16 protein-coding genes and 1 pseudogene are annotated in these 13,415 nt (G+C 44.9%); 4 read left to right on the forward strand and 13 right to left on the reverse strand.

Annotation, left to right across the window (positions count from 1 at the left end):
* Positions 1–66 precede the first annotated feature (66 nt).
* From AC534G_RS00320 to AC534G_RS00330, 3 genes are all read left to right on the forward strand, one after another.
* Positions 67–363 carry a PapB/FocB family fimbrial expression transcriptional regulator gene (locus AC534G_RS00320; RefSeq protein WP_233593737.1) on the forward strand — a complete coding sequence of 99 codons (297 nt, stop codon included), beginning with the start codon at positions 67–69 and terminating at the stop codon, positions 361–363.
* A gap of 325 nt (positions 364–688) precedes the next feature.
* Complete coding sequence (locus tag AC534G_RS00325) at positions 689–3,169, forward strand: autotransporter outer membrane beta-barrel domain-containing protein (protein WP_110496453.1); 2,481 nt, start codon at positions 689–691, stop codon at positions 3,167–3,169.
* Between the two features lie 454 nt (positions 3,170–3,623).
* A complete protein-coding gene (locus tag AC534G_RS00330; protein ID WP_496594611.1) occupies positions 3,624–3,983 on the forward strand; it encodes a CZB domain-containing protein in 360 nt (119 codons plus the stop codon).
* Between the two features lie 273 nt (positions 3,984–4,256).
* Here AC534G_RS00330 and AC534G_RS00335 read toward each other — a convergent pair whose 3' ends face one another.
* The 13 genes and pseudogenes from AC534G_RS00335 to AC534G_RS00395 form a co-directional block, all read right to left on the reverse strand.
* On the reverse strand, positions 4,257–4,556 hold the full coding sequence (locus tag AC534G_RS00335) for a PapB/FocB family fimbrial expression transcriptional regulator (RefSeq protein WP_233593733.1): 300 nt from the start codon (positions 4,554–4,556) through the stop codon (positions 4,257–4,259).
* A complete protein-coding gene (locus tag AC534G_RS00340) occupies positions 4,514–5,380 on the reverse strand; it encodes a helix-turn-helix domain-containing protein (RefSeq protein WP_110496459.1) in 867 nt (288 codons plus the stop codon). Before AC534G_RS00340 ends, AC534G_RS00335 begins: the two co-directional genes overlap by 43 nt.
* 825 nt (positions 5,381–6,205) lie before the next feature.
* Positions 6,206–6,313: pseudogene (locus AC534G_RS00345) on the reverse strand (DUF5983 family protein); the annotation flags it as partial.
* On the reverse strand, positions 6,310–6,687 hold the full coding sequence (locus AC534G_RS00350) for a TA system toxin CbtA family protein (protein WP_216436699.1): 378 nt from the start codon (positions 6,685–6,687) through the stop codon (positions 6,310–6,312). The gene AC534G_RS00350 and the pseudogene AC534G_RS00345, both read right to left, overlap by 4 nt.
* A 71-nt stretch (positions 6,688–6,758) precedes the next feature.
* Positions 6,759–7,118, reverse strand: a complete 360-nt coding sequence (locus tag AC534G_RS00355; protein WP_159121592.1) for a type IV toxin-antitoxin system YeeU family antitoxin — start codon at positions 7,116–7,118, stop codon at positions 6,759–6,761.
* 21 nt (positions 7,119–7,139) lie between these two features.
* A complete protein-coding gene (locus tag AC534G_RS00360; RefSeq protein WP_159121593.1) occupies positions 7,140–7,361 on the reverse strand; it encodes a DUF987 family protein in 222 nt (73 codons plus the stop codon).
* Positions 7,362–7,381: 20 nt separating this feature from the next.
* The gene (gene radC, locus AC534G_RS00365; protein ID WP_216436730.1) at positions 7,382–7,867 is read right to left on the reverse strand and encodes a RadC family protein; all 486 of its coding nucleotides are present in this window, start codon (positions 7,865–7,867) and stop codon (positions 7,382–7,384) included.
* A gap of 54 nt (positions 7,868–7,921) precedes the next feature.
* Entirely contained in the window at positions 7,922–8,401 is a 480-nt protein-coding gene (locus tag AC534G_RS00370) for an antirestriction protein (RefSeq protein ID WP_159121594.1), read from the reverse strand.
* 77 nt (positions 8,402–8,478) lie between these two features.
* Entirely contained in the window at positions 8,479–9,300 is an 822-nt protein-coding gene (locus AC534G_RS00375) for a DUF932 domain-containing protein (RefSeq protein ID WP_496594473.1), read from the reverse strand.
* Between the two features lie 280 nt (positions 9,301–9,580).
* Complete coding sequence (locus AC534G_RS00380; protein ID WP_233638792.1) at positions 9,581–10,096, reverse strand: hypothetical protein; 516 nt, start codon at positions 10,094–10,096, stop codon at positions 9,581–9,583.
* A gap of 5 nt (positions 10,097–10,101) precedes the next feature.
* Positions 10,102–10,653 carry a hypothetical protein gene (locus tag AC534G_RS00385; protein ID WP_159121596.1) on the reverse strand — a complete coding sequence of 184 codons (552 nt, stop codon included), beginning with the start codon at positions 10,651–10,653 and terminating at the stop codon, positions 10,102–10,104.
* A gap of 305 nt (positions 10,654–10,958) precedes the next feature.
* Entirely contained in the window at positions 10,959–11,849 is an 891-nt protein-coding gene (locus AC534G_RS00390) for a GTPase family protein (protein WP_233638793.1), read from the reverse strand.
* A 51-nt stretch (positions 11,850–11,900) separates the two neighbouring features.
* A complete protein-coding gene (locus AC534G_RS00395; RefSeq protein WP_159121597.1) occupies positions 11,901–12,839 on the reverse strand; it encodes a hypothetical protein in 939 nt (312 codons plus the stop codon).
* A 255-nt stretch (positions 12,840–13,094) separates the two neighbouring features.
* Between AC534G_RS00395 and AC534G_RS00400 the strand changes: the two genes are divergently transcribed.
* Entirely contained in the window at positions 13,095–13,304 is a 210-nt protein-coding gene (locus AC534G_RS00400) for a helix-turn-helix transcriptional regulator (RefSeq protein WP_054181055.1), read from the forward strand.
* Positions 13,305–13,415 lie beyond the last annotated feature (111 nt).

The following is a 13,415-nucleotide window of genomic DNA, read 5'->3' on the forward strand; positions in this document are numbered from 1 at the left end:
TGTTCGATTCCCGGTGAAATGTTACCCGGATGTGTAGAGCCAGTGTATTTTCGTCTTCTGATGACTATGGCACAAAGCAGAAGCCCTGCTATGATGCAGGCTCTTGAAGCAGTGCTGGTAAAAGGGATGTCACGTAAAGAAGCATGTCTGATCAGTGGTGTATCTGAAAGTAATTTGTCAGTGAAGATATCGCGTTTACAGGAAATGAGCAGAACGATAGCGCGAATGTACTCGTGTCAGTTCAATCGGGCAGATTGTCCAGTTAGTAAACATATGCTGATTAAGGAAAAAGAAACAGAATGTGGAGGTAATGCCATACCTGATGGTGGGGATCGGGTGGGCAAACGGGATTGTTTAGAATAATTATATTAGCTAAATTTAGTTGAGGATATTTATTCATTAATATTTCCGTATTTTTTTAATTTATCCATAAGAAGGTATATGAAAACATGCGTTTGCAATGTAATGGTTTTATATACTAAGCAACCAGCAGCAAGGCTATTTAACTAAACCACTCTATGGGATAGATATGTTTTTATGATTCGATTTGATTCGATTATTTTTTGCTTTTGGTTTTATCCTTCATTATTAAAGTTAATTCTTTTGCTCAAATGATAATTATTTAATTAACCAGTCAGTAAGATTTTTGTTGTAATTATAATGCTTATATTCCAAAGGAGTAAGTGGTATGTATAAAATAAAACCCAAGATAAAATTATTTGCAGTATTAACTAGTATAGCTCTAGCCTCTAAATATTCATTTGCTGAGTTACCAGTATCCTTACCGTTCAAGTCCTTTAATGATAGCATCATTAATAATAAAGCAGAGTATCGTACAGATACTGATGCACAAAAAAATCTTATTAGTGTTATTCTGAAAGATTTTAGTGATAGCAATATTATAGATAATCAAAGTGTTCAGTTAATAAATACCGCTGAAGGAATCATCAATATTTCAACGGCGGTCAGTACTAATAGTGCTACGGCCATGTATGTTTCAACAGCCGCTGGCTCACAAAATAATATCAAGATGATAAATGAAGGCAGCATTTACATCGAAGACTCCAGAAAGCCAAATGTTTCAAGTACACCAACTAATTCAATTGGCATGTCGGCATTAAGTTCTGATGGTAGCGGTAACTATTTTGAATTGCAAAATGATGGTGTCATAACCGTCACTGCTATTGAGCCAGTCAATGGTGCTGGTGCGGTGGGTATGATGGTCTCTGCTGCGAGTAAGGATACTGTAGGACTGACCGATCGCTCGCTCCTGACAAATAATGGCTTAATCGATGTTAATTCTTCAAGCAGTAATGCCTGGGGGATGCGTCAGTTTTCATCATGGTCTGCTCTTTTAGGAACAATCGTGAATAATGGGGTGATCAAGGTGAATAGCGATGCTGTAAATTCATTCGGTGTGATAAAATTAAATGCAACAGGGATTTATTCAGATGTTAATGGCTCTCCTGGTAGTGAATTGGAAGTTATAAATAATGGTAAAATTTACGTTACAGCAACAGGTATTGGTGGTGAGGCTAATGGCATCTATTCATTTATTGACCCTACCCTAAATATTGGTGGTATTAAAACTACTCAGGTTAATAACAATTTAATTGAAGTTACCAGTACAGGTAAGAATGGTGTCTCTTCGGGAATGAAATCGGGTGCAATAGTGGAAGCTAAGATGCCCTACTCATCATTTATAACAAATGGAGAACATGGAGTAATTAACTCTATTGCCACCGGTGAGAATGGTAAAGCTTATGGTATTCAAGCTGTAGTTGATAGTGATGTCGATGTCCTAATAAACAATACCGGTGCTATAAATACCATTGGTAGTACTGCCCATCAGCTTTACGTCACGTCCTCTCCATATACTATAGGCAACAAGTCTGGTTCGGCATATATTCAAACCTGGAATATCAATTTATACGATCGCGAGAGCAATAACCAAAGTGTTTTTGCTGTTGCTGAACAGGGGCGTTTAAATTTTGGCACAAAAGATGGTTCAGGTGCACATTTTATCCTGAGGCCTGGAGATAAGGATAAAGGTTATGAAAATAACAAACATTTTAATATCCAGGACATGATAAAAGTCTACGGTGATAAGGCATTGGTTTCTGGCTATATTGGGAGTGTCAGTACGCCTATTTCATTATTAAAAGCAAATCATGGGCTTATTGATACAGGCGGACCATTGAATTGGACAAATCAGTGGGTATCGCTGGATGTCAGTCCAGAAGATGGTGATAATAATGTTATTGACGCTGGTGTGGTTGATAATATGCGAAATCAGGCAGAAAGTGTTGGGCAAATTTTAGCCACATCACGGCCTCCTTCTGGCCAGGCTGATATAAATAATGATGTTCAATTGAAGATCTATTATGCCAATAATCGTAGGTTCGGTATTGGTGCTTCAATAACGGACTCGGTAGGTACAGTGGCTTATACCAACTTTGATGTGACTGAAAATGCCACATTAGGCTGGCATGCGGGTCTTGAAACCTCCCATCTTCGCGCAAGAAGTGGTTTACTTGATATTGATTCCCTGTCCGCTGTTTTTGGTGTGCAGGGGCGATATGATTTCACTGGCAATAGTTACGTGCGAGCTCAGGCAACTGGGATTTTTGCCAGAAATAAAAATTACTTTAAAACGAACGAAGGAGATTCAGACCAACAATCAACGACAAACACCGGTTTTTATGGTACTGCCATTTGGGGTTATGAATATAACTATAATATGGATAACACGTTAACGCCTGAGATTGGCTTAACAACGCTCCTGACACACTCTCCGGATATTAACGTTCGCTATAATAACGGAGATGATCTCGATCAATCTTACGATGCTCAAAATTATGTTGAAGCAGGTGCTGTCGCTGGTATTCGTTGGTCAGGAAGTCGTATGCTTAATAATACTGAAGTCAGACCTACATTCTATATGGGAGCAAAACATCTGTTGACAGATGGAAAGATTAAATCAGGTTTAAATTTTATGGATGAGCATTACACCACATATATTAATAGTGATAAAACCTCAGCTGTTATTGATGCCGGAATTAGTACTCCTGTTAATAAGTCATTCGATATTGGGATTAACTATAGGGGCTCTTACAGTAAGAACCAGATTGTTCATGTAGGCTACATCAACGGAACTCTCTTCTTTTAACTTATTATTAAGCCAGAAGTATTAACCTCTGGCTTTTAATTTATATCGCGAGTGCTTTTCCATTATGTTAACCAGAGAACAACGGGATGTACTTATTCTTCATATCCGCAACGGTATGATGAATAAAGTTACTGATGTGAAGTATGCTACACAAAAGGCATTTTACCTAAGAGAAGACCTTATCAAAATAGGCTTCCAGTTGCGTGAAGACTCTGTATTGATGTCTCCGATACTCAATTGCCAGTATAGGTTGGGTAAAAGTATTGCCTGAGATGAGGAATATGAAAAGGCACGAACGCATGAAAAAAAACTGCGAGAACTGATCCAGGAACAGTATCAGCAAACAGAGTTATTACAACAGGAATTAAGTCATCAATCTTCAGAAATATTACATTCAGCAGATGTCTTGTTATTTACTCTACTTAAGGCACAACATTATCAATGGCGGGATCGTTTGTACCTGGCGGCCCTGGCTGGAGAACTAGAGGAAAATATTACCGATGAGTATAACTGCCCACTGGGCAAGTGGCTTTGCAGTGAAGGAATGAGACGTTTCATGATGTTATCCGGATTTCGGGAGTTGAGTAATTGTCACCATGAACTGCATCAAGCCGCATCACGTCTTGTTGGACAGGCATGGTCATCAATACTACCTGTGCAACTTGAGGCATGGCTACAACATATAGATGATGCGAGCCAAAAGTTAATTTGTACACTTGACCAACTGGAAATGCGCGTAGAATTATTATACCCAACACAGAGAAGACATCATAAGAATCGGGCGGTAGGTAACCATAATGAATTGGATGGATAAATCAATGAGTTTCTGACGTTTATTTCTTCCCTATACTCTCAAGAAATATTATTTATCAACATATGTTACTGTTACACTCGTTGAGCCACGAAAGTTTGCAGAAGAGCTGCCCTGAATGTTGATATCCTGCCATATACGGGACTAAATAATCCTGATTCCTGTTAATATTAGGTTCCTTGCCATCTTCAGACACGACCAGATGGAAATGCTCAGACGTAATTACAGAGATAGTTCACGTCGTTAAAATGAATTTTTATTCTTGTGATGTTTTTATTAAAAGTATCTTGATATTTTTTTTATCTGATGGCTCAGGTCCTGAAGGGCCTTTATTTTTAGAGAAAGAAAACCCTGACTGACACCGTGTCTGTCACATGCTATATTGCGAGATTCTCCTGCTACAAAGTAATCATATAATGAATTAATGACTTTTTCACTGCGGATTGATGATATTTTTATCAAAAGTAGAAATACTATGGGATCAACCTCTCCCGCAATAAGTAATTTCTCTCGATACATTAATATACTGTTATCTATTTCTTTTTCATATTTACGACTGGAATGAGAAAGTTGCATTCTACTTTATCCTGCTCTTTATTTAACGTGTTGAAATTTATGAAGCATGTTTTTCCTAACCAATGTAAGTTATAGTTTGAGAATGTTTTTATATATATCTGTCGACTGTAAATGATAAATTCACTCCAGGTGCCTGAAAAAATGAATGAGGCATATTGTCCTGCTGGTATAATACTTTTGGATTTTTCATCGCTACTGTTACATGTAGACATTTCCCCTGTAATGGCTTGAATATGAATTAATCCATTTCTATTACTAGACAAAGTATCTGTTTTGCTTAAGGACGCTGCCACCCAGATATCTTTAATACCATTTTGAGATAACTCGTCAATTAAAGGTTTGACATGTTTTGTAAAACTTTGGTCCTCAATGAATATGTAACTGGCCAGATAATTTACTTCTTTACCTGTAATAGTTCTCGGGTTCTCAAGAACAATAGTACTTGGTTCAAATTCTGGCATTAAGTGAAGCAGTGACATCTGAAGGAATGTACTGTCCCACACATGCGATTTTCTATAAGCAGTCGGGCTTTTGCCAAAGTAACGCCGAAATGCTCTGGCGAAATTCTGCCCGCTATAATAATGCAACTGCAACGCGATTTCTGTTACTGATAATTTTGTCATCCAGAGTGTTATGGCAGCCCGTGTCATTTTACGTTTGAAAATATATTGACCTAATGTCTGTTGGTGTTCCTGCCAAAATATCTTTTCTAAAGTCCGTCTGCTGTAACCAACCGTTTTGACTAGTTCATCAATATCGACTCCGCTATATAATGTTTGTTCAACCCAATACAGAATGTATTTGTTGAGTGCTTGTGTCATCATCTATACAGTACCAAGAGTGTAGTTTTACTAATCTTAGTATACGTTTCATTTTGCGAAAAACTGGACTAATCCTTATATTTGCGCAGATGCTTTTTTGCGGCGCTTGCGTTGCTGTGTACAGGCTAACAGGTGAGACAATCAGCCTGGGGCTGATACCAGACATGAGTCGTCGCGGTAGATGACTGCAGGGATGAAACAGTGGTGAAATCGTTTTTCAGATTACTCAAAAAACGCATCAGGAAGTGGTTTATTTTCGTTGGTGTCAACCAGCAAGTCTTCAAAAGACGTTGCCGTGCTCGCAGAAGGTGTGTGATGAGCTTGGGTAAATCCAGTCTGCTGGCTTAAGAATGAAAAGTAAGCTTGATATATCAAGTGAAGACATTGGTTGACTTCACTGGCGTTCAGTAGAAGCAAACTGGCGGAGATCACAGGAGTCGCATTTGATGGTTAATTTGTTGATTTAAAACTAATATTTTGTGTTTTATTAATGAGTAACCCCCATAAGCACCCCCAAATCGTTTTGCCGGAGGGGGAGAGGAGACAAAAATACACTATCTAATCAATCCCTAGGACTGATTGCGAAATTAACTCTAACTCCTCTGGATAGTGTCTGGCAATGATATCATTCTGTTTAACTACCCGTTCGGGGTAAGCGCCCCGTGTAGAACGTAGGGTAAGATTTAGTTTACAGGCAGGGTTACATTCCAGGGCAGCAGCTCTTTCACGCGGTTGCCTGGCCAGGTGTTGATGACGCTTATCACATGCCGCAACCCGCTTTCCGGGTTCATCAGCAACACGATGCGTATAACTGTCATCACAGACCACATTAATCAGATCGGTCAGTTCAATACCATCGATATCAACGGAGAATCGGCTCATATTGAGGGCTAGTATGTTGACGGTATCTGCTTCCATGGTCAGAGACATCTTCATCCTGTCACTCCACCGTATTTACCGGTAGTGATATCGGTCACCGCTTTGTACCCGTTACGTTTCATCAGACCGGTGGCCCGTCTGGCTCGGAGTATGTCAATGTGGCCAATAAAGGGAGACTGATGGCGGATGGAGAAACCGGGCCGGTCGGTGCGTACCAGGTCACATTTTTCGACAATAAAGTTGAGTGCGTCTATCAGGGGGATACCAGCGTCAATATGCTGTGCAATGACCTGTTCATCACCAAACGGTGTGTCGTTAAGCGTAAGACCGTAGTGTTTGTCCAGCAGGTATGCGAACAGTATTTGCCAGATTTTGATGGGGGACGGGCGTGATGGTACCACCCGCCTGTGGGGTGCTGGTTGAGTCTGCATAGGGTGTTCTCGATGTTATGTGGAAGAATGGAACCGGGAAAGGAAATATCAGTGTGTGGTGGCGTAATGGGTTACGCTGTTCTGGCTGGCGTGGGATAAATTGCTATATAAATGTAGCCGTGTGACCCGAGGGAGCCCGCTTCGCAGGTGAGTCCCTTCGCATACAGCGTAACGCAGTGCTGATGGCGGGGAGTGAGTTCACCACTGGTCAGCATCAGTTCAAGCTGCTTCATCAGTACCGGAAATGCCTGGTCGAGGTGACGTAAATCTGTATCACTGAATTTACCGGTGATACTGGCGCGGTCAGCCAGATAATGCAGGCGGTTGCCTTCCTGTACCAGACGGGCACCAAAACACGGGGTGACACTGCGTTTCAGTCCCCACCAGGGTTCAGCGATGTGATGGTCTTCTGGCCGTGTGGTATTCGACATTGTCGTGCTCCTTAAACAAAGTTAATTCAGGGTGACGCAGCGCAGTACCACATACGGACCGTTGCGGTACTGACGACGTTCTGCGAAGACCGCCAGCACACCGCGAATGTCCTGTACCTCCCGGCCTGCATAGTGGCAGACACTGCCGGACCAGTGATATCTGCCGGTACAGAAGCGAAACAGCCTGGGTTGTGGATACCGGCGGTATATCGTCATCGCATGGCGCTTGCTGATGATTTTCACCCGTATTTCCTCCTTCCCCTTTAAAGCCAGCCCGATTCGGCGAAGGAAACAATATCCATGCCGCCAACGACCAGATGGTCCGGAAGGCGGATATCCACCAGGTCCAGCGCCTGTTTAAGACGCTCTGTAATATGGCGGTCAGCCAGACTGGGTTCCGCAAGTCCCGAAGGGTGGCAATGCGCCACAATGACAGCTGCAGCGTTGTGCTTCAGTGCAGCCTTCACCACCTCACGGGGATGGACCTGCGTATGGTTGATGGTGCCGGTGAACAGCGTTTCGTACGCAATAAGACGATGCTGGTTATCCAGAAAAAGCACCATGAATACCTCTTTTTCTTCCAGTGTCATCTGCAGGCGCAGCCAGTTGCGAACAGAGTTACTGGAGGAGAATACCGCACCGGGCTCACGTAACTGACGTTCCAGGATGTTCAGCGCCCGACGAATGGTGCGCTGTGCATACGGGGTCATGATGGGCTGTTGTTGTGGATGTACTGAAGAAGGGAACATGTCGGGTTGTGACTGTACGGGTAATGCCGCCATGTCGGGCATAGTCTGAAACTCCTAATCAATGATGCGCATAATGGCCTGACACTCGCGATGCAGCAGAGCGTAATCCCGCAGGCGGTAATAGTGTTCCGTCATGGCGTCACATTCGGTACGGCAGGCATGATGACTGTAAGCTATAAGACAGACCGCAATACCGGCGGCTTCCGCGCACATGTCCGCACCGTTGCCGTTCATGGAGTTGAACAGCGTCCATGAACTCTCATCACTGTCCTCACCAGTTTCCGGCACCATAAAAGCACCGCCGTTACTGAGAGTGAAAAAGGTCCAGATACCGCCATGGTAGTCAGCGCAGAAGCGGTCCATCCACGCGAAGATGTGCGGTTCGAGGGTTATCCACTGTGGAATGCTGCCGAAATGCTGCGGCCAGAAGCTGATGCGGTTCTCATCGGATACCTGTGTTGCGGTAATCTGATGTTGAGACGCAACATGAACGGATTCTGAGGGTGTGAACAGTGGCAGTGTGTTGTCGGTCATGCTGATTTTTCCTTGTTCATTAATGAGGTAAATCTGTGGGGGAATAAAGCGGGATATCAGTGAGGAAACGCGGGGGATTATTTACCGGAGAGTTCCAGCATGTTTTCCGCCATCACCCATAAAGCACGGTTAAGTTTCACGTCACCGTCGATACCGTTAACGGCGCGGGTATGACTGCGTTTGCCCTTCGCGGTACGCCCCGGTAGCCCACCTTTCAGCAGGTTCTCCTGCAGTCTCTGGTAAGTAGTCCACAGGTCGTTCTGACGGTCTTCATAGCGGCGGGGTGTCAGTATCTGCGATGCCGTCACCGGCTGGTGGTCTTCACCATAACGGTACTGGAGTACGGCATTTGCCAGTGCCTGTTGTGCCGGTGGCGGTAATAAAAGTGACTGCATGGCGTCGCGTTTCTCTTCCACCCGGTCAAAGATGCCAAGGACCTCATAAGCCCCCTCAATGACCTGACTGACCACATCCCCCCGGTGCGGAACACGTATTTCACCAAACGACTGTCCACAGATGAGCGAGTTGGTACAGACACTGCGGAAGATGCCGGGCAGCATCTGGTATGAACTGCTTCCGTCATGTGAATTGAGCAGAATTATCTCCGGTACCAGATGACCGGTGATTTGTCCGGTACGACGCAGATGCAACATATGCTTCGTGTGTTCACGCTTACTCTGGTCACGCACTCTGGTCTGACAGGCGAAGAATGGCTGAAAACCTTCGCGCTGCAGGTTTTCCAGGATAGTGATGGTCGGTATCCAGGTGTAGCGTTCACTGCGGGACGCATGTTTGTCCTCACCGAAGATGCTGGGGACATGGCTCATCAGTTCTTCGTGAGTCAGTGGCCTGTCGCGTCGTATCTGGTTAATCCAACCAAAGCGGCTGGCTAAACGCATGGTTAACTCCTTATGTGGCAGGAAAAGAAAAGGGCTGTTCCTCCAGAAGGAGGAACAGCCCTGTCAGTGCAGTGGTGTATCACCGGTTCAGTATTCACCGGCGAAGGTTGCAGATTCTTTTTTACAAGCAGCACCGTACAGACGTTACGGATTACTAGTTAAAGGTAAAAGCACTCTTGCTGGTTTGTACTGCTAACTCACTTCATTTAGATTTCTTCCAATCAACCGGCTGTGTCATGGGGCATAAAACCGTATTGATGTCATCCGGTAGATGCTGCTATCAGAGGCTGTCAGCCTGTATAACCCCCTCTTCTGCCAGTGAATGGCCGATGTTGTTAGCTACCGTATCCGGGTCAAGTTTTATCTCTGCGAGCAGTTTTCCGGTCTCCGGGGTGCCCTTATAGACATAAAGGGAAGCAAATGGCTCTCCGGAATCATTCGAACCAGCTGAAACCTGATAACTGGTATCACCATTTCTGACCGTAAAATCCTGAATACTGATGACTTGGTTGTTCTGGTACGCGTAAGTGGTACTACCCGCAGGAACAGTAAGATTCATCTCTTTGCTTTTTGCACCAACCTTACCGAATGAATACGAGACCGACGGCGTGACAATGCAAATCTCCACCTCTTTTTTGTGATTCGTAGTCTGTGCGTAAAACACCGGTTTTGCACAGCGCTGGTAATGTGCCTGACGAAGTGTGTCCTGTGTGGCTGCATGTGCCACTGATGTCACGGAGAATAAAATCACCGCATTAAGCACCAGACATCGGGAAATACTTTTTACTGTTACCATCTTCTTCACTCTCCTGCTTCGGGTAATACGACATAAATATCCCGGCCCCTGACCTCAATGGTCACGGGCTCCTTTACACCGGTGTTCAGCAACGCCTGTGCCCGCCAGAAACGTCCTCTCACTTCTTCCTGCATATCCGTCACACGCATGCAGCGTTCGTCATATCCTTCATCACGCAGGATTTTCGTCACCACGGTACAGGCACTTTGCGCCAGATTATCTGTACCTGACTGCTGGTTGAGCTGGTATATCGCCACGAATGACAGCACTGTACACAGCAGCCAGACCTGCATCAATCGCCACGGTTTACCCTGCATCTGGTCACGCTGGCGCAGGTACACCACCGGAAACCAGAACCAGATAAAAGAAGGTGGCGTGATGCCCTGCTTCATCAGGTTTGTCCGGTCCAGCAATACCCAGACCAGTGCGACGACAAGATAAATGACAAGTGCGGCAGTCTGTGGAAAGTTCAGGTACAGCACCACCCATATTGCCGGAAGTACAACCGCGAGGCACCAGGCAAAAATGTCCTGACGCTGTAATGGATAGGATTTCATCTCAGGGTCTCCCTGTGGATACAGACACCCGTCATCGCAGGCATAAAAGCACACATAAAATATTCCTTTATAAACAATTAATTAAATAAAACGAATACTGGGGATATCCTCACATTCAGCACAGATCGTACTGACTAATCAGAAGGCGGGATAATTGTTAATTCAGATCGATATGCGTAAACTGATCGCTGATATCTATCAATAATAACGATCAATGTGTTACATTTAATAGCTGTTAACTATCATCAATAAACATTTCGATCGTCGAAACAGATCGAAACGGCAGTGAAAAAAGCACGGTGAAATCAGAACAGGAGATGCCAGACAGCATGGATAACCGCCAGGAATCGCAGTCGGAGTCGCTGTAACCGGCGCACCAGCCTGCCTGATGTCTGTATGGCAGCAACAGCTTCATCAAAAATGTTGCCTGTGGCATGGACAAAGCACTCGCGGGCGGTTTCCTGCACACATTCCGTTCGTAGCTCAGGGTTAAGATGATGGAAAACAGCACTACTGCTGCTTACCGGTAGCGCCCTAATCAACGCTTCCGCCCACTCCTCCAGGTGGTAATTTTCCGCTGCGGATACCGCAATGACCGGATGGACAACCGCAAACAGCGTTCCAGCAAGCTCAGTTTTAGCCCGGAGATTCTCAGCCTGGCGGGGTGACGGCTGGTGATTTGCATTATCCCACTCGCGACAGGGCTCCATTTTATCCGCCTGGGTGAGAACAAACAGAAAACGCTCTGGCGCAGCTCCCGCGTTCAGTAATTCGCGATAACAGCGCAGGTCATCTTTCCAGGCGCGGTCGTCCGCCTTCAGCGCCCAGACAATCAGGTCCAGCTTCGGGGCCCATGCCCGGTACAGACGACGATACTGCCTGTCAGGTTCCGGGGTTTCCGCAATGCCGGGGAAATCGGCAATATGAAGCGTTCGTGTACTACGAATAACCTGATAGCGGTGAACGTGGCGGGTGCAGCCCCTGACGGGGTCAACACTGGCGGGCGGTGGGCTGAAGAGAGTATTACACATGGTGGATTTACCTGCCCCCGATTTTCCCATGATGCCAATCACCGGTTCGTAGTGAACGCACCGGAGCAGGCGTTCCACTATCGCATCCGACAGAATGCCCGGGAAACGGGATAAGGGTTGATGCAGGGCATCAGGAATTTGCCCGGTAGGGGTAGAGTCTGACACATTGACCTCCGTGAGTTAAACAAGGTGCGGCAGCAATACTGGCTGCCATACTCACAGTGGTGATATCTGGTTGTCTTTTTTTGAAAGTGAAAGCGTTGGCGTATTTTTGAATTTCACATCACGGGAGTGCATATGCACTTTATAGCGCATATCTTTCTCTTTTTCCGCATCACCTATCGTGAACATCTCATAGCCTTCATAAATTTCATCCACACTGTCCCTCTTATTCCAGTCCAGTCCAATAAAATACCCTCCTGACTTCGTTCCTGAAGCGCGCTCAATATACACCATTCTCTCATATTTATTTTTATCCCAGCCATCAACTGCCAGTGTTTTGAACTGTCTGAATCTGATTTCGGGAAAATCAAGTCTGCTGTTAACAACGTCATTAAAAAAAAGGGGTAATACATGCAGTGTGGTCAGAATTCTGACATTGCATTTTAAATCATTATCCTTATCGTACTGAACAATTGCCTTTTTAACGAATAAATGGAGAAAATCAGGCGTTCCTCCCATAAACTGAGTAATAACAGGTATCTCCTTAATAATAAATGCTCTCAACATAGCCAAAACTTCAGTTCTGGCATCGTCACTCATTTTCCTTCTGGCTTTAGGGTCGAACTCGCTCTTACTGCTTAAATCAGGAATTGTGAATTCATACACACGAAGGTGACATTCATGAGCTTTCAGTATAATCCTCTCATAGGCATCGCTGGTATCCTTATCCTCATTCGGCACCACTATGGATGTACCATGCAAAATGTGCGTCTCATCCCTGGTAAAACTCTTTTCCCCTGCATTACCTTCTTTTAACTCATTACGTAACTCCTCCAGAAATCGTGCTGAAGATGCATCGAATCTCAGGCCTGCAATGATGATTTCCAGGATGAGCTTCGACAGAGTGAAACCTCGCTTCTGTGCCAGTCCCTTCAGATCACTGAAAAACTTTCGGGTTGGCAGGTTGATAGTGATTCGATGATGGCTGGGCATTTTTTCTCCATAGGTGCTGCACTTTATGTAACAAATAAGTGCAGCACTTATTGTACTTTATTAATATAAGCAGGATAGCACACGCTGGTGTTTTGAATACCTTATACATAACCTTTTGTCTGAGCAGGATGAAGAAGCCTGCCATACAGTTCGTGACGTAATTTTTTACTCGTCCTTCCCATCCTCTGAGGAAGGCTGCAACACAACACTGAGAACAGTCATTCCTCCTTCACTTTTAACGTAAAGGAGATTTCCATGAACACATCCCCCGCACTGCTTAATGACCAGCTTGTCGATATGACATTCATTACCACCTACACCGAAATGACGGACAAGTGGTTCTACAAACTCATCAGCGAAGGCCAGTTCCCGAAGCCCATTAAACTGGGGCGCAGTTCTCGCTGGCTGAAGAGCGAAGTGGAAGCCTGGATGCAGCAGCGTATTGCTGACTCACGGGGTAACTAACCATGTCTGCGCTGAAGTTCAACAGAAGAAAAGCTGTATCAGCAAAAACCTCACGCGCAGTGTCTGCTGGTATCCCGACCCGCTGGATATGTCCACGCTGCCGCCGTCAGT

It is taken from the genome of Citrobacter sp. CRE-46 (assembly GCF_059615875.1).